Source organism: Phytoactinopolyspora alkaliphila, from assembly GCF_010550695.1.
GTDB classification, from domain to species: domain Bacteria; phylum Actinomycetota; class Actinomycetes; order Jiangellales; family Jiangellaceae; genus Phytoactinopolyspora; species Phytoactinopolyspora alkaliphila.
Genome location: NZ_JAAGOB010000001.1, coordinates 537,495 through 554,761, shown reverse-complemented (window position 1 = coordinate 554,761; position 17,267 = coordinate 537,495). Strand labels below are relative to the sequence as shown.

The following is a 17,267-nucleotide window of genomic DNA, read 5'->3' as shown; positions in this document are numbered from 1 at the left end:
CTGCGGATACCGTGGTGGTGTGGCTCACACACACGAGGTGACGAACCAGGCGCCGCCGCTGGAGGACTACGACGTCTTTGCCGCCGATGCCGCTCTTGTCGAGGCGTTCACCCGGTACGGTCTCGACGACGACCGGCCTAGCCTCCACGCGCTCGGGCGTACGGCCGGCTCGGCCGAAGCGCAGCAATGGGCCCGCGACGCCGATACGCACTCCCCCGTGCTGCACACCCACGACCGCTACGGCCATCGCGTCGACGAGGTCGAGTTCCATCCGTCGTGGCATCGGCTCATGGACACGGCCGTGGGCCACGGCTTGCACGCCTACCCGTGGTGCCGAGGGACCGCGGGTTCTCATGCCGGACGCGCCGCGGGCTTCCTTACCTGGAGCCAGGTGGAGGCCGCCCACCTGTGCCCGATCTCCATGACCTATGCGGCCGTGCCCGCACTCAGGATCGATCCCGCGGTCGGCGCGGAATGGGAGCGCCGGCTCGTCGTGCCGGACTACGATCCGGCGCTCCGGTCGGGCAGAACCAAACCGAGCGCTCTGGCCGGGATGGCGATGACCGAGAAGCAGGGCGGCTCGGACGTGCGCGCCAACACCACCAGGGCCGCACCGGCCGGTGACGGCTGGTACGAGCTGACCGGGCACAAATGGTTCTGCTCGGCACCGATGAACGACGTGTTCCTCATGCTGGCACAGGCGCCCGGTGGCTTGAGCTGCTTCGTCGTCCCGCGGATTCTCGACCACGGCGCCCGCAACCCGTTCGCCATCCAGCGGCTGAAGAACAAGCTCGGCAACCGGGCCAACGCCTCCGCCGAGATCGAGCTGGACGGGACCAGGGGCGAGTTGCTGGGAGAGGAAGGCCGCGGCGTGGCCACCATCATCGAGATGGTGGCGGCGACCCGCCTGGACTGCGTGCTCGGGTCGGCGTCGCTGATGCGCCGGGCCGTCGCCGAGGCGACCTGGCATGCCGCACATCGCACCGCCTTCGGCACCAAGCTCGACGACGCCCCGCTCATGCAAAGCGTCCTGGCTGATCTGGCGGTCGAGTCCGAGGCCGCCACCGCCCTGGCGATGCGTCTGGCGAGCTGCGTCGATCACCCGGATGATCCGCACGAGCGGGCGCTGCGCCGGATCGGGCTTCCGCTAGCCAAATTCTGGGTGTGCAAGCGCACCCCGCACGTCGTGGCCGAGGCCCTGGAATGTCTCGGTGGCAACGGCTACGTCGAGGACAGCGGCATGCCCCGGCTGTATCGCGAGGCGCCACTGAACTCGATCTGGGAGGGCGCCGGGAACATTCAGGCGCTGGACCTGCTGCGGGTGCTGGTCCGTGAGTCCGAGGCGATCGAGGCCTGGCGAGCCGAAATGGACGCCGCGGCCGACGCCGGCCCCGCCTCTTCCGGCCTCGTACGGAACGCCGTCGCAGAGGTCGACGAGCTGCTCAGGGAGACCGCGGCCGACCCGTCCACCGCCGCCAGGCATGGCCGCAGCCTCGCCGCCAGAATGGCCACGCTGCTTCAGGCGTCGTTGCTGATCCGATACGCGCCGCCGGCAGTGTCCGACGCCTACTGCGCCACGCGGCTGGCCGGTGCCTACGGAGTCTTCGGCCTGCTGCCCACCGGCCTCGACACCCGCGCCGTAGTAGACCGCGCCACTCCCCCACGGTGAACAGAAACGACGGAGGAGCGAAGTCGGAATGATCTGTCATCCTTGCGGCGAGGGTCGGCACCATGAGTGCGCGGCCGCGAGCAAAGGCCGGTCGTGGTGCGACTGCCAGCACCGAAGCCCCAAAGAACCAGTCGAGCCTGCCACCGGTCACCCATCCGAGTGACAAATTGTGAGACAGCAGCGTCCATATTATGGACGTCGCGTCGTTGTTCCTCGCTGGGGTGTGCGACCATGGCAGGCATGTTGCACGCGTCGATCCTCTACCTCGTGGTCCGTCGCCACGTGGACTTCCGGCGTGTCGCCAGCATGATGTGTCTGCGCAGCTGACCGTCGCCCGTTGATCATTTCCGGGCGCTCGGACGTGTCGGCTGTTTAGGTCACCGTCGATCTGACCCGCGCGGACGTGCGTCCCCGACGCCTCGAGGACGAGATCCCCTTATGCCAGCGAGCAACGTCACCATTCCCCGGCGCCCACGCGGCGAGGGCCAGTGGGCATTCGGCCACCTTGAACCGCTCAACGCCAACGAGCGGACCAAAAGGGACGACGACGGCCTCAACGTCCGCGCACGCATCGAGAACATCTACAGCAAGCGCGGCTTCGCCAGCATCGATCCGCAAGACCTCCGCGGACGCTTCCGCTGGTTCGGGCTCTACACCCAGCGCAAGCCCGGCATCCCGGGTGGGCGCACGGCCGTCCTCGAGCCGCACGAGCTCGACGACGAGTACTTCATGCTGCGGGTGCGCATTGACGGCGGCGCGCTCACCACGGAGCAGTTGCGGGTCATCGCCGACATCTCGACCACCTACGCGCGGGACACCGCCGACGTCACGGACCGGCAGAACATTCAGCTGCACTGGATCCGGGTGGAAGACGTCCCGGCCATCTGGGAGAAGCTGGAAGCCGTCGGCCTGTCCACCATGGAGGCCTGTGGCGACACGCCCCGCGTCATCCTCGGGTCGCCCGTCGCCGGTATCGCCGCCGACGAGGTCCTCGATCCGGAATGGGCCATCGAGGAGATCCAGCGCCACTACATCGGCTCCCCCGAGTTCTCCAACCTGCCGCGTAAGTTCAAGACGGCCATCAGCGGCCTGCCGGACGTCACGCACGAGACCAATGACATCTCCTTCATCGGCGTCCATCACCCCGAGCACGGCCCTGGCCTGGACCTGTGGGTGGGTGGTGGACTGTCCACCAATCCCAAGCTCGCGGTCCGACTCGGCACCTGGATCCCACTGGAAGAGGTCCCTGAGGTGTGGGCCGGTGTCACCGGGATCTTCCGTGACTACGGCTACCGGCGGCTGCGGCACCGGGCGAGGCTGAAGTTCCTGGTCGACGACTGGGGAGCGGAGAAATTCCGGGAGGTCCTCGAATCGGACCAGTACCTCGGTCGCAAGCTCATCGACGGCCCGCCGCCGCCCAACCCTGAGCAGCCCTACGACCATGTGGGAGTGCACCGGCAGAAGGACGGGCGCCACTACATCGGCGTCGCTCCCCTGGTGGGACGGGTGTCGGGCACCACGCTGTCCAAGCTCGCCGACATCATCGAAGCGCACGGATCCACCCGGATCCGAGCCACACCGCAGCAGAAGCTAGTCATCCTCGACGTCGCTTCCGAGGCGGTCGAGCCGCTGGTCCAGGAGCTGGACTCCATCGGCCTGCAGGCGAGGCCCAGCGTCTTCCGGCGCAACACCATGGCGTGCACGGGGCTGGAGTACTGCAAGCTTGCCATCGTCGAGACCAAGGGCCTGGCATCGGAGACGGTCGCCGAGCTGGAGAAGCGGCTCTCCGACATCGAGGGCCAGCTCGACGTCCCCATCACCCTGAACGTCAACGGGTGCCCCAACTCGTGTGCGCGGATCCAGACCGCCGATATCGGCTTGAAGGGCCAGATCGTCAAGGGCGAGGAAGGCTTTCAGGTCCATCTCGGCGGCGGGTTCGGGCTGGACGCCGGTTTCGGCCGCAAGCTGCGCGGGCTGAAGGTCACCGCCGAGCAGCTGCCCAGCTACGTGGAGCGGCTGGTCCGACGCTTCGTCGACCAGCGGGAACCGGCTGAGCGGTTCGCGCAGTGGGTCGCCCGTGCTGAGGAGGCGGACCTGCAATGAGCGAGACGAGAGCGGCCATCCTGCACTGCCCGTTCTGCAGCGAGGAGGATCTCTTCCCGGTCGAGGAAGGGGGAGGGTGGGAGTGCCGCTCTTGTCTGCGTGTCTTCTCGGTGAAGCTGCTCGGCCTGTCCACACGAAGGGGTGCTTGATGACCTGCACGACAACGGAGCCTCTCGAAGAGCTCGCGCTCGACGCCGCCCGCCAGCTTGAGGGCGCCTCAGCCGGAACCATCATCCGCTGGGCGCACGAGACCTTCGGCGAGAAGTTCACCGTCACCTCTTCGATGGCCGACGGCGTGCTCTCGCACGTGGCTTCGCAGGCGGTCCCCGGCATCAAGGTCCTCTTCCTGGACACCGGTTACCACTTCGCCGAGACCATCGGCACCCGCGACGCCATCGCCACGGCCTACAACATCGACCTGGAGACCGTTACCCACCCGTTGCGGGTGCCCGAGCACGAGGCCGAGTACGGCAAACTCTACGAGATCGACTCCGACCTGTGCTGCGCCATCCGCAAGGTGTGGCCACTGGACCGTGCCCTGGCTCCCTACGATGCCTGGGCCGCCGGGGTGCGGCGCGCCGAGTCCCCCAGCCGTGCCGACACGCCGGTGGTGGCCTGGGACCCCAAGCGCCGCAAGATCAAAATCCATCCGCTGGCCGCCTGGACCGACGACGACGTCGACGCATACGTCGCCGAGCACGACATCCTGGTGAACCCGCTCAAGCAGATCGGCTACCTGTCCATCGGCTGCGAACCCTGCACCCGTCCGGTCGCCCCGGGCGAGGACCCCCGGGCCGGCCGCTGGGCGGGGTCGTCGAAGACCGAGTGCGGAATCAACACCTAGATGGCCGACGACCCGAGGTATCCGCTGCTGCTCGACCTCACGGGCAAGCGCGTCGTGCTGATCGGCGGCGGACCCGTAGCGGCCCGGCGCGCGTCGGCGCTGGTGGATGCTGGCGCACGCCTCGACGTGATCGCTCCGGCTCTGTGTGAGCCGCTCGCGCTCCTGGTGTCCGAGAGCCGCGCGCGGTGGGAGCCTCGCCAGTACGTGGCCGGTGATCTCACCGGCGCCTGGCTCGTTCACACCGCCACCGGTGATCGCCTGGTCGACGACGCCGTCGCGGCGGAAGCGGACGCCGCCAGGATCTGGTGCGTCATGGCCAACGACGCGGCGTCGTCGTCGGCGTGGACGCCGGCGGTGGCCCGGGTGGGGAATGTCGTCGTCGCCGTCAGCGGCGGCGGTGACCCCGGACGAGCCCGCACCCTGCGCAACGCCGTGCAGGCGGCGCTGGACAACGGAGACCTCCCGCTGCGCCACGTCCGCCGGTCAGAGGCCGGGAGTGTGGCGCTGGTGGGCGGTGGCCCGGGGGACGCCAGCCTCATCACCACGCGCGGGCGGCGGCTGCTGGCCGAAGCCGATGTGGTGGTCGTCGACCGGCTGGCGCCTCGCGCGCTACTCGACGAACTCGACGACGACGTGGTCATCGTCGATGTGGGCAAGACTCCGGGGAACCACCCGGTCCCTCAGGACGAGATCAACCGGATCCTGGTCGAACACGCCCGTGCCGGAAACCGCGTGGTCCGGCTCAAGGGAGGGGATCCGTTCGTGCTCGGGCGCGGCGGCGAGGAGGTCATCGCCTGCCGTGACGCCGGCGTCGCCGTCGAGGTGGTACCGGGTGTGACCAGCGCCATCTCGGTGCCCGCCGCAGCCGGCATCCCGGTCACCCACCGCGGCATCTGCAAGCAGTTCACGGTCGTGTCCGGACATGAGGGACTGGACTGGCCCTCGCTGGCGTCCACGCAGGGGACGCTCGTGTTCCTCATGGGGGTGTCCCTGCTCGCCGATACGGCGGCGAACCTGGTGGACGCCGGCATGGCCGCCTCCACCCCCGCCGCCGTGGTGGAAGACGGCTACGGACCTGGCCAGCGGCTCACCACGGGTACCCTGGCGGACATCGCCGACCGGGCCGCCGCCGTGGGGGCCAAACCGCCCGCGGTGATCGTCGTCGGCGACGTCGTCGCCCTCGCTACCGAGAGCTGACTCGGTAGCACTGACCAACCTGCCGCTGGGGCAGTCTCCTCGCTGTCCTGCCGCCAGCAAGGTACCCCTGCGCACCCCTTTGCAATGCGCACCTATACGCAACGCCCGGCCGGCGTCTGTTCTCGGACCCGATGTTGCGCAGCCGGTGTCACTTTGCCTGGTGTTGCTTATGAGTGCGCATTGCAAAGGCGGCGAAGACACCCCCAGACAAGCCGCCACGGAGCCCCGGGGAACCGCAGTAAGCCGGCTACGCCGGACAGCCGACGCTCCCGCCGCATCACCCGTGACTGGGAGGCCGATTCGCGGTCAGTAGGCGCATTGCTGGGGGAACTTCGTGCATTGCGTGATCGTGGCGCCGCGAGCCGGGATGTCCGCCCAGCGATCCGGATCGACGTCGGAGAGCGTCCCGGCCGCGATCGCCTCGGCGATAGCCCACAGCCCGATGACATTCTGGTTCACCAGGTACCCACGGCTCTTCTGCCCGATTCCTCCGCGCGATTCGAAGAACATCGCATTGGTTCGCCATCCGGCATATTCCCCATCGGGACCAGGTGCGTTGAGCATAGACGCGGACGTCACGCCTTCGGGAATGTTGATGTACGGGTAGCGCGTCACATTGACCGCGCCATGCCGATCAGCGGCATCAGCAGCGACGACGGCCATCTGGCGCACGGCGTCCCACTGCTCGTCTTCCAGCATGCCCGGATCGAGGGATATTCCCATCGAGAACGTGGTCATGTCGTCGGAGTCACCCGAATAGTACGTTCCCTGGTGGTGCAGGTCGATCATGTAGTGCGGCAGGAACTCGGCCCACAAGTACCAGTGCGCCTGCGATTCCACCGCCCGGTGCCGGGTGTAGTTGTCGAACACCGATTCCGGCAGCTGAGGCAGTCCCTGTCCGGCGCGGACCGAGTTGACCAGGTCAAACGTGTCGCGATCGACGCCCCAGTCCCGGTTAAGGTCGATCCGGTGGGTGGTGTCCTGGCGGATGTACGCCTCGTATCCGTCCGGGTTGTACAGCGGGATGATGACGAACGTGATCTCTTCGAGAAGATCGCGTGCATGCTTGCCTCCCGCCGCCAGCTTCTTGAGAAAGGCCAGCGAGGCTTCCGCACCGTACGGCTCGTTGCCGTGGATCCGGCCCTGAATCCACACCCGGGTGTCGCCGGTGCCGATGTAGGCGACCCGTAGCGCGCGGCCCTCCCCACTGACGCCGATCTGCTCGACCCGGACGGTCCCCTTGCTGCGGGCCTCGATGGCCACAAGCTCCGCCTGGACCTCGTCGTAGGACAGCATCGCTGAGCGATTCGGCTCGCCTTGACCCGGGGGCACGTGCGGGCCCCCGGGCGTGGCCGCGGACGCCACGGCAGTAACGCCGCCGGCTCCGACAAGCAGTGTCGCAAGGACGAGCCACATACGGAACACCGGGAGACAACGGCGCAGACTGGCCATGGAGGAACCCTTCTGTTGGTCAGAAACCACACGAAATCGGGCTTGTGACATAGTGCACCGCCGTTCCCGTGCGGTCAATGATCTCGGCGGCCGTCGCCAGACGTACTCGGGTGAGCCTGGGGCGTAGCGAGCACCATCCACCGAGTGCGACAGCGAGCTTCCGCGCGGTGAAGTCCCCTATTTCCAGCGGAAATGCACGAAGACCCGACCGAAATTGCCGGAGTCCTTCTCCACGCGGTGATACAGGGCCTTGATCTCCTTCTGCTGAAGAAACCTCAGCACACGCTTCTTCAACTGACCTGATCCCTTACCCGGAATGATCTCGACGAGTTTGGCGCGTTTCGCCACCGCCTCGTCGATTACACCGCGCAATTGCCGGTCGATCTCGTCGCCGCGGTTGTAGACGTCATGCAGATCGAGCTTGAGCTTCACAGTAGAGATCGTCTCGGCTGAGCCGCCCCGATGCAACCCGGATTGCCTCCCTTCCGTCTCGCACAGACCGGCCGAGTTCCCCGCGTCGGCACCGAGAGGCGAAGGTCCGGAAACTTCGACGTCTTTGACCCTTGACGTAGCGCGGACGACGTGGGCAGACTGGTTGCGTACAACACAACAGTTGCTTATTGTGCAACTTGCACTCACAGCCTGTGTGTTCAGTCGCTACAATCCGCGTTCCGCGGTACGGAGCAACGCCTCATACCCCACCGGACCTCCACCAAGGGGGCGCGTCATGACCGACGTTCTCGGATCCCAGCTTTCTCAGCAGCCAGCCACCGGGGCCACTCCCGAAGCTGCGCCGGTCACCGAATCGGCAACCCCGCTCACCACCGCACCCACCTATCCGCCTCACCCGCAGATCATGCTGTACACCCGGCTGCGAAAGTCGCCGTACTTCTGGAAGTCGCGGGCGCACGGCGTGGCGATGTACAGCGTGTACAACCACACCTACCACCCGCGCCACTACGGCGATCCGGTGGCGGAGTACTGGCACCTGCTGGAGAGTGTCACGCTCTGGGATGTCGGCGTGGAGCGCCAGCTGGAGATCTCCGGGCCGGACGCCTTCGACTTCACCAACATGCTGGTCCCCCGTGACCTGAACAAGTGTGCCGTCGGCCAGTGCAAGTACGTCTTCATCACGGCGCCCGACGGAGGCATCATCAACGATCCAGTCCTCCTGCGGGTGGAGGAGAACCGGTTCTGGCTGTCGCTGGCAGACAGCGACGTGGGGTTGTGGGCGATGGGTCTGGCGCACGCGGGCGGCTGGGACGTCGAGATCAAGGAGATCGACGTCGCGCCGGTCCAGGTCCAGGGACCGAAGTCCAAGGAGGTCATGGTCGATCTGTTCGGCCCGTCCGTCCTCGACATCCCCTACTACCACCTGGGCCGGTACACGATCGACGGCATGGACGTCGTCGTCAGCCGCACCGGCTACACCAGTGAGGTGGGCTACGAGATCTACCTCTACGACGCGATCGCCAACGCGGGACGGCTCTGGGACGCGGTCTGGCAGGCCGGCGAACCGCACGGCATGCGGGTGATCGGGCCCTGCCACATCCGCCGCATCGAGGGCGGCATGCTCGCCTACGGCTGCGACATCACACTTGACACCAATCCCATGGAGGTCGGCTACGACTACCGCTGGATGGTGGACCTGGACCAGGAAGCGGACTTCGTCGGCAAGAAGGCCCTACAGCGCGTCCGCGACAACGGGATCTCCCGCCTGATGGTCGGTGTGGAGATCTCCGGCGAACCACTCGGCTCGTACAACGACGGCTCGATGATCGAACCGTTCACGGTCCTGGAACCCTCGGCGACCCGCCGCGAGCCCATCGGTACCGTCACAAGCGCCTGCTTCTCACCGCGGATGGAACGCAACATCGGGCTGGCGATGCTCCGCATCGGCTACACGGAGCTGGGCACGAATGTCGTCGTCGAGACGCCGCGCGGTCCCCAAGCCGCGGTTGTCGTCGAGAAGCCGTTCATCGATCCGGCCAAGCGGACTCCGAGGTCCTGACGGCAAGCGCGCGCGGCTACCGCGGGATACGCCGAGAGCCGGGGAGAACAGGGTGAGCCGACACAGGAGAGACCAGCGCTCGCCGAGGACGCAGCGCGCGCGGCTCACGCTGAGCGCGCTGCTGGAGGCGCCGCGGTTCGAGATCATGCCCACTCCGGACGCGCTCGACCGGGTCGCCGAGCTGCCGGCGGGGTCGACGGTCACCGTCACCGCGTCACCACGCCGCGGAAGCGAGGCCACCGTCGAGCTGGTCGAGCAACTCGCCGCGAGGGGGTTCGCGGCCGTTCCACACCTGGCCGCCCGCCGGATCTCCGACGAGTCGGAGCTGAACGCCATCCTGGCCCGCCTGCATGCCGCGGGGGTTCGCGATCTGTTCGTCGTCGGCGGCGACTCACCAGCACCGTCCGGTGACTTCGCGGACGGAGCCGCGCTCCTCAAGGCCATCGACGCGGCCGGCTTCGGCTTCGAGCGGATCGGGGTGCCTTCATATCCGGAAGGCCACCCGCATGTCGACGACGACGCCCTGTGGGACGCGCTGCTGGTGAAACAGGGCTACGCCACCTACACGGTGACCCAGATGTGTCTCGACGCCACGGTGGTCGGCCAGTTCATCTCGGCGGCGCGACGTCGCGGTGTCACTCTTCCGGTGATCGCCGGTGTGCCCGGGCCCGTGCCGCCGGCCACGCTCCTGCGCATGGGGCTGCGAATCGGTGTCGGAGACTCCCTCAAGTTCGCCCGCGGGCACCGGAAGCTCGCCCGCGCGTTCCTTCGTCCCAGCGGCTACCGGCCGGACGCGCTCCCTCTCGCCCTCGCGGCCATCCCCTCCCCGGGTCCCATCGCTCCCGGACCCGCGGGCCTGCACATCTACACGTTCAATGAGACCGCGGCCGCGGCGCAATGGGTGGATCACTTGCGCCGTACCGTCGTCCAGTCCGCTCCACAGTCCGCCCCACACCGACGAGAGGGCCGCACATGACCATGCCGACGGACCTGACGATCTCGCGCAGCGCCGTGGTGCAGCCTCTGGACCAGATCGCCGCAGGGATGGGCATCGGCACCCACCTGCTCGAGCCCTATGGCCGCGCGGCGGCCAAGATATCCCTGGACGCCGTCGACGAGCTGGCTGACCGGCCGCGGGCCCGGTACGTGGTCGTCACCGCGGTGACGCCTACGCCGCTTGGCGAGGGAAAGACCACCACCACGGTCGGCCTCGGTCAGGCGTTCGGCGTGCTCCGGCGGCGGGGAGTGATCGCCATCCGGCAGCCGTCGATGGGGCCCACCTTCGGCATCAAGGGGGGCGCAGCCGGAGGCGGGTACTCCCAGGTGACGCCGATGGAGGCGCTCAACCTGCACCTGACCGGCGATATGCACGCGGTGAGCGCCGCGCACAACCTGCTGGCCGCGATGACCGACAACCACGTCCACCAGGGCAACCGGCTGGGCCTCGACCCGCTTTCCATTACCTGGCGGCGGGTCCTGGACGTCAACGACCGCGACCTCCGCGAGATCGTGACCGGGCTGGGTGGCCGCGCGCACGGGAGGCCCCGCCAGACCGGCTTCGACATCACGGCGGCCAGTGAGGTCATGGCGGTGCTCGCGCTGGCGTCGTCGCTCCAGGATCTACGCGCCCGGCTCGGCCGGATCGTCGTCGGCTACACCTACGACGACGATCCGGTCACGGCCGAGATGATCAAGGCGGCCGGCGCCATGGCCGTCATCCTGCGGGAGGCGATCAAGCCGAACCTCATGCAGACCGTCGAGCAGACACCCGTCCTCGTTCACTGCGGTCCGTTCGGCAACATCGCACACGGGAACTCGTCGATCGTCGCCGACCGGATCGGCATCCGGGCGGCCGACTATCTCGTCACCGAGGCCGGTTTCGGCGCGGACATGGGCGCCGAGCGCTTTTTCAACATCAAGTGCCGGGCCTCTGGCCTGGTGCCCGATGCCGCCGTCGTGGTCACCACGGTGCGAGCCCTCAAGGCCCATTCGGGCAAGTACGTGGTCAAGGCGGGCAAGCCGCTGCCGGAGGAACTGTTCGAGGAGAACCCGGACGATGTCCGAGCCGGAGCGGCGAATCTGCGCAAGCAGATCGCCAATGTGCGGCTGCACGGTGTGCCACCCGTGGTGGCGGTCAACGCCTTCCCCACCGATTACGCGAGCGAGCAGCAGGCCATTCTCGACATCGCGGCGGAAGAAGGCGTTCGGGCGGCGGTCAGCACCCACTTCGCCGACGGAGGCAAAGGCGCCGTACAGCTGGCCGAGGCGGTCATGGAGGCATGCGAGGAACCGTCCGGGTTCGGGTTCCTGTACGACGACGACCTCCCCCTCGACGCGAAGATCGATGTCATCGCTCGGCAGGTGTACGGCGCCGACGGCATCGACGTCGCACCGGCCGCCCGCAGGCAGCTGGACCGGTACGAGCGCCATGGTCTCGGCACGCTGCCTGTCTGCATCGCCAAGACCCATCTGTCGTTGTCGGCGGATCCGTCGCTGCCCGGCGCCCCGACGGGGTGGCGGCTGCCGGTTCGCGAGGTCAGGGCCTCTGTCGGGGCCGGCTTCATCTATCCCGTGTGCGGCGACATGCGCACCATGCCCGCCTTGTCCTCGTCGCCCGCCGCGGAGCGGATCGACATCGACGAGGACGGCCAGATCGTCGGCCTGAGATGAGAGAAGACCCGAGGCCCGCCCATGATCATTGGCGTTCGCAAACCCGCCCAGGTACAGGATCGCCAATGATCACGGGCCGCTTGTGCAGGAGGTTGTCATGAATGCGAGCACTCTGCCGGTACGCGCGGACGTCGTCGTCATCGGCGCGGGGATCGTCGGCAACTCCATCGTGCACCATCTGGCAGATCTCGGCTGGTCGTCGATCGTGCTGGTCGACAAAGGGCCGCTGCCCGATCCGGGTGGATCCACCGGCCACGCATCGAACTTCATCTTCCCGGTCGACCACTCGCGCGAGCTCACCGACCTCACTCTGGATTCGATGCGCCAGTACGAGAAGCTCGGCGTCCTCACCACCTGTGGCGGTATCGAGATCGCCCGCACCGAGGAGCGTGAAGAGGAGCTGCGGCGCCGGATGTCCTCCGCCACCGCGTGGGGCATCGACGCCGAACTGATCGACGCGGCCCGGGCGGTCGAGCTGGTGCCGTTTCTCAACGGCGAGCTGATCCGCAGCGCCTTCTGGACCCCGTCGGTCGCCGTCGTCGACCCACTCCAGGCTGGGGCGCTGATGAGGGAGCAGGCGGCCGCGGTTGCCAGCCTCACGGTCGCCGCGAACACCGAAGTCCTCGGCATCGACACCGAGCATGGACACGTCGTCAGGGTCCGCACCGATCGTGGCGATGTCGAGACCAGCACCGTGGTGATCGCCTGCGGCGTATGGAGCCCGCGGATCGCCCGGATGGCCGGCGCGACGATCCCGCTCACTCCGGCGGTGCACCAGATGATGGATGTCGGCCCGATCCCGGAGCTCGCGGTGACCGGTGTCGAGATCGCCTATCCGATCGTCCGAGACATGGACACCCTGATGTACGAGCGGCAGAGCGGGGCGGACCTGGAGATCGGCTCTTATGCGCACCGGCCGATCCTGCACGAGCCCGACCACATCCCGAGCCTCGCCGCCGCCCAGCTCTCCCCCACCCAGCTGCCGTTCACGGCCTCGGACTTCGATCCCCAGATGGAGGATGCGCTGGAGCTGTTCGGCAGCATCCTGGACCGCGAGGACGTCGGCGTGCGGCACGCGATCAACGGCCTGTTGTCGCTGACCCCCGACGGAAGCCCGCTCCTCGGCGAGACCCCTGAGGTGTCCGGCCTCTGGTCTGCCGCCGCGGTATGGATCAAGGAGGGTCCGGGTGTCGGGCGGATGGTCGCGGAGTGGATGACGCACGGAACGGCGGAGATCGACCTGCACACCGCCGACATCGCCCGGTTCTATCCGCACCAGCGCACCCGCGCGCACGTACGGGCCCGCACGTCCGAGGGATTCAACAAGACCTACGGCATCGTGCACCCGCGGGAGCAGTGGAGCTCGTCCCGTCAGCAGCGCCTCTCCCCCTTCTACGACCGCGAGCAAGCACTCGAGGCGGAGTTCTTCGAGGTCGGAGGGTGGGAGCGGCCGCAATGGTATGAGTCCAACCGGGGCCTGCTGGACGAGTTCGGGATCGACGACCGACCGCACGAATGGGACCGGCGCTGGTGGTCGCCGATCATCAACGCCGAGCACCGGGCCATGCGTGATCGCGTCGCGATGATCGACGTGAGTGCGTTCGCGCAGTTCGAGGTCTTCGGGCCGGGTGTCGTCGACTACCTGCAGCACCTGATCGTCGCCAACGCGGACCGGAAGGTGGGCCGGCTGATCTACACGCCCGTCCTCGCGCCCAACGGCGGCTTCCGCAGCGACCTCACGGTAGTCCGGCTCGGCGACGAGCGGTACCGCGTCATCACCGGCGGTGCCGACGGCGCCCGGGACGCGGCCTGGTTCGCGCGGCATCTCCCGGCCGACGGCTCGGTGGGATTTGCCGACGTCACCTCCGCGGTGTGCACGCTCGGATTGTGGGGGCCGCGGGCCCGCGGCGTGCTCAGCTCGGTGACCGGTGACGACGTCTCCAACGACGGCTTCGGATTCGCCACGGCTCAGGAGATCGAGATCGGCACGGTGCCCGTCCTCGCACTGCGCGTGTCCTATGTGGGCGAGCTCGGCTGGGAGCTGCACGCCCCGTTCGAGCAGGGCAAGTTGCTGTGGGACATCATCGCCGAGGCCGGCCGGCCCCACGGCATCGTGCCGGCGGGCATCGGCGTCTACGGCACGACTGGACGGCTGGAGAAAGGTTACCGGCTGATGGGCGCCGAGCTCTCGTCGGAGTACACGCCGGTGGACGCCGGGCTGGCCTTCCCCAAGGTAAAGGACCACGACTTCATCGGTAAGAACGCTTACCTGCGGGCACGGGAACGCGAAGCCGTCGCCGTGCTGTGCACCCTGACCGTCGACGACCACCTCGACTCCACGGGCCGCCGCCGTTACCCGCAGGGCGGCGAGCCCATCCTGACGCCGACCGGCGAGCGGATCGTGGATCGGCTGGGACGGCCCTCCTACGTCACCAGTGCCGGAGCAGGGCCGTCCGTGGACGCGTATCTGCTCATGGCGTATCTTCCGGCCGAGCTGGCTGTGGAAGGCACCAGCCTGCTGGTGCAGTACATGGGCGAGCGGTATCCGGTGACGGTGGCCCGGGCCGGCCGGGTTCCGCTGTTCGATCCGGACGACGCGCGGATGAAGGCGTGATCCGGCATGCGCATCATGGTCTGCGTCAAACGGGTGCCGGCGTCCGGCGGCGCCCCACAGCTCACCGAGGACGGCCGTGGTATCGACACCCGGCACCTCTCCTTCACGGTCGGACCCCACGAGGAGTGCGCGATCGAGGAGGCCGTGCAGCTCGTGGAGCGGTTCGGCGGCAGCGTGACCGTGCTCACCGTGGGGCCGGCGGAGGCTGAGGAACAGCTCCGCTTCGCGATATCCCTAGGTGCCGACCACGGGATCCTGGTGGAGGCCGGCCCGGACGAAGTGGACCCGCAGGCCACGGCGTTCGCGCTCACGGAGGCGATCCGGGACGGCGAGGCGGCTTCCGGCGCGCCGTTCGACCTGATCATGTTCGGCAACGAATCGCCCGACGCGGGGCATTACCAGGTGGGTGTGCGGGTGGCGTGCGCCTTGGGCAGGCCGATCGTCGGAGGTGTCAAGGGCATCGACGTGGACCCGGATGCCGGCCGGGTCCGGTTCCGCCGGGACACCCCCGGAGGCGCCGAGGTCTTCGAGGCGGCGCTCCCCGCCGCGGTCGCGGTGCGTGAGGGGCTCAACCTCCCCCGCTACCCGAGCATGCGCGGCCGCCTCCGTGCCCGCAAGGCGGAGATCACGGAGCTCCGCCCTCATGTGCCGGCGGGAGGACTGCGCCGAATCCGGCTACGCGTTCCTGAGCAGCAGCGTCCGGAGACGGTGGTTCTCGGTCACGGAGCCTCCGCCGCACCGGCCGTCGTGGACCTGCTGGAAGAGCTGGAGGTGGTCTGAGATGGGCGGCGTGCTGGTTCTGGTCGAGCCGGACGGCGGGGTGGAATCGTCGGCGGTGGCCCTCGCGTTCGGCCGCGTCATCGCCGGCGGGCTAGGCGAATTGCTGGGAGCAGCAGCGATCGGCCCGGTCGCCGACGGCGCGGACGACGCCCTCCCGGCGCTGGCCGGCGGGCACGGGGCGACCCACGTGCATCATGTCCGGCATCCACTGCTCGACGACTACTCCCCGGAGTGCTGGGGCGAGGCGCTCGCCCAGCTCGTCGCTCACACGGAGCCCCGCGCGGTCATCTCCCCCGCGACCGCGCGCGGCACCGAGGTCATGGCGCAGGCGGCCGCCCGGGCGGACCTCCCGTTGGCGACCAATTGCCTCACTGTCTCGCCGGATTCCCGGGCCTGGCAACTGAGCCGGATTCGCCAGGGCGGCATGCTGATCGAAGACGCGGAGCTCACGGCGGGCGTCGTCATGATGACCATCGCGGCTGGGGCGGTGCCACCGGACGATGCCGGCCCCACGGCAGTCTCCACTTCCGGAACAGCCCAGGTGGTGTCCTACACGCCGGAGTTCGATACGAGCTTCGTCCACAGCCGGGTGGTGGATCGCTCCGCCCAGGAGAGCGGGGTGAGCCTGACCACAGCGCGGGTCGTGGTCTCCGGGGGCCGGGGCGTCGGCGGCGCCGAGGGTTTCCTCCCGCTGGAGGAACTGGCCAAGCTGACCGGCGGGGCGGTCGGGTGTTCGCGGGTGGCCACCAACAACGGCTGGCGTCCACATCGGGATCAGGTCGGCCAGACCGGCAGCAAGGTCAATCCCGACCTGTACATCGCCTGCGGTATCAGCGGCGCCACCCAGCACTGGGTGGGCTGCATGGGCGCCAAGCACATCCTGGCTGTCAATACCGATCCTGACGCTCCCTTGGTGACGCGCGCCACTCATGCGGTCATCGGCGACGTGGCCGAGGTGATTCCGGCCGTCGTCGAGGAGATCCACCGCCGCGCCCGACGCACGTGAGCCGCGCGCCGGGGCGATGGTCGGTAAACTCGCCTCGTGTGGAGTCAACCAGCAGCGCCCGCCCGTCCGGTCATGTCCAATCCGTTGAACGCGCGATAGCCATTCTGGAGTTGCTGGCCCGCCAAGACTGGGCCGGCGTCACCGACGTCGGCAACTCCCTGGGGGTGCACAAGTCAACGGCGTTTCGCCTGCTGAGCACGCTCGAGAACCGCGGGCTGGTGGAGCAGCACGCGCAGACCGGGAAGTACCGGCTGGGGTTCGGCCTGGTGCATCTCGCGCACGCCGTGACGGTCGGGCCGGACGTGACCCGGCAGGCCCAGAGTGGATGCGAATGGCTGGCCAAGCACAGCGAGGAAACCGTCACCCTGTCCGTGCTCGAGGGCAACGAATCGGTCACGATCGATCAGATTCTTTCCACGTCTACCGTCGCCAGCCGCAGCTGGCTCGGGCGGCGTACGCCACTGCATTGCACCGCGCCGGGGAAGGTCTTTCTCGCTCATTTGGACGACGACGCCCGCGAAGCCATTGTCGGCCGGACGCATGTGCGCTTCACCGAGCACACCATCGTCGATCCCGGCGCACTCCGGGACGAGCTGGAGAAGGTGCGCGTGAACGGCTATGCGACCACATTCGAGGAATTCGAGGAGGGCCTGGCAGCGGCCGCGGCACCCGTGTTCGGCGCGGACAACGTGGTCATCGCGGCTATCGGCTTGTCCGGGCCGTCGTATCGGCTGGACACGACGGAGATCAACAATGCCGGGGGGCTGGTCCGGGACGCGGCCGCCATGGCGTCGATGGGCAGGGATGATTCACAGACACCCGAATAGGGCACCGCGGAATTCATCTCTCGCGAATGGCGCGCGATCGGATTCGCTATAATCGTGAATTCGCGCCAAAAAAGAAGAATACGCGAGAAAGGGA

14 protein-coding genes are annotated in these 17,267 nt (G+C 68.2%); 12 read left to right on the top strand and 2 right to left on the bottom strand.

Annotation, left to right across the window (positions count from 1 at the left end; genetic code table 11):
* The first annotated feature begins 19 nt into the window (after window positions 1–19).
* The 5 genes from G1H11_RS02365 (at window position 20) to cobA (ending at window position 5,813) form a co-directional block, all read left to right on the top strand.
* Window positions 20–1,669: an acyl-CoA dehydrogenase family protein gene (locus G1H11_RS02365; protein ID WP_163815613.1), complete on the top strand. Its 1,650-nt coding sequence runs from the start codon at window positions 20–22 to the stop codon at window positions 1,667–1,669.
* 438 nt (window positions 1,670–2,107) lie between these two features.
* On the top strand, window positions 2,108–3,772 hold the full coding sequence (locus G1H11_RS02360; protein WP_163815611.1) for a nitrite/sulfite reductase: 1,665 nt from the start codon (window positions 2,108–2,110) through the stop codon (window positions 3,770–3,772).
* Complete coding sequence (locus G1H11_RS02355; protein WP_163815609.1) at window positions 3,769–3,921, top strand: Insertion element protein; 153 nt, start codon at window positions 3,769–3,771, stop codon at window positions 3,919–3,921. Before G1H11_RS02360 ends, G1H11_RS02355 begins: the two co-directional genes overlap by 4 nt.
* Window positions 3,921–4,616 (top strand): phosphoadenylyl-sulfate reductase, encoded by a 696-nt coding sequence (locus G1H11_RS02350; RefSeq protein ID WP_163815607.1) that lies wholly within the window; start codon window positions 3,921–3,923, stop codon window positions 4,614–4,616. Before G1H11_RS02355 ends, G1H11_RS02350 begins: the two co-directional genes overlap by 1 nt.
* On the top strand, window positions 4,617–5,813 hold the full coding sequence (gene cobA / locus G1H11_RS02345; RefSeq protein ID WP_163815605.1) for a uroporphyrinogen-III C-methyltransferase: 1,197 nt from the start codon (window positions 4,617–4,619) through the stop codon (window positions 5,811–5,813).
* A gap of 306 nt (window positions 5,814–6,119) precedes the next feature.
* On the opposite strand, the gene G1H11_RS02340 is transcribed toward cobA, so the two are convergent.
* Together G1H11_RS02340 and G1H11_RS02335 are read right to left on the bottom strand one after the other, a co-directional pair.
* Window positions 6,120–7,265, bottom strand: a complete 1,146-nt coding sequence (locus G1H11_RS02340; protein ID WP_163815603.1) for a M14 family zinc carboxypeptidase — start codon at window positions 7,263–7,265, stop codon at window positions 6,120–6,122.
* Between the two features lie 177 nt (window positions 7,266–7,442).
* On the bottom strand, window positions 7,443–7,697 hold the full coding sequence (locus G1H11_RS02335) for a Smr/MutS family protein (protein WP_163815601.1): 255 nt from the start codon (window positions 7,695–7,697) through the stop codon (window positions 7,443–7,445).
* 424 nt (window positions 7,698–8,121) lie between these two features.
* On the opposite strand from G1H11_RS02335, the gene G1H11_RS02330 reads away from it, so the two are divergent.
* From G1H11_RS02330 to G1H11_RS02300, 7 genes are all read left to right on the top strand, one after another.
* Window positions 8,122–9,276, top strand: a complete 1,155-nt coding sequence (locus tag G1H11_RS02330; protein ID WP_343074794.1) for a glycine cleavage T C-terminal barrel domain-containing protein — start codon at window positions 8,122–8,124, stop codon at window positions 9,274–9,276.
* A 52-nt stretch (window positions 9,277–9,328) separates the two neighbouring features.
* On the top strand, window positions 9,329–10,252 hold the full coding sequence (locus tag G1H11_RS02325; protein ID WP_216843360.1) for a methylenetetrahydrofolate reductase: 924 nt from the start codon (window positions 9,329–9,331) through the stop codon (window positions 10,250–10,252).
* Window positions 10,249–11,946 (top strand): formate--tetrahydrofolate ligase, encoded by a 1,698-nt coding sequence (locus G1H11_RS02320; protein ID WP_174257289.1) that lies wholly within the window; start codon window positions 10,249–10,251, stop codon window positions 11,944–11,946. The genes G1H11_RS02325 and G1H11_RS02320 overlap by 4 nt, the downstream gene beginning before the upstream one ends.
* 97 nt (window positions 11,947–12,043) lie before the next feature.
* Window positions 12,044–14,560, top strand: a complete 2,517-nt coding sequence (locus G1H11_RS02315; protein ID WP_163815597.1) for a GcvT family protein — start codon at window positions 12,044–12,046, stop codon at window positions 14,558–14,560.
* A gap of 6 nt (window positions 14,561–14,566) precedes the next feature.
* Window positions 14,567–15,340 carry an electron transfer flavoprotein subunit beta/FixA family protein gene (locus G1H11_RS02310; protein ID WP_163815595.1) on the top strand — a complete coding sequence of 258 codons (774 nt, stop codon included), beginning with the start codon at window positions 14,567–14,569 and terminating at the stop codon, window positions 15,338–15,340.
* A gap of 1 nt (window position 15,341) precedes the next feature.
* Complete coding sequence (locus G1H11_RS02305; RefSeq protein WP_163815594.1) at window positions 15,342–16,346, top strand: electron transfer flavoprotein subunit alpha/FixB family protein; 1,005 nt, start codon at window positions 15,342–15,344, stop codon at window positions 16,344–16,346.
* A gap of 38 nt (window positions 16,347–16,384) precedes the next feature.
* Window positions 16,385–17,173 (top strand): IclR family transcriptional regulator domain-containing protein, encoded by a 789-nt coding sequence (locus tag G1H11_RS02300; RefSeq protein ID WP_163815591.1) that lies wholly within the window; start codon window positions 16,385–16,387, stop codon window positions 17,171–17,173.
* The last annotated feature ends 94 nt before the right edge of the window (window positions 17,174–17,267 follow it).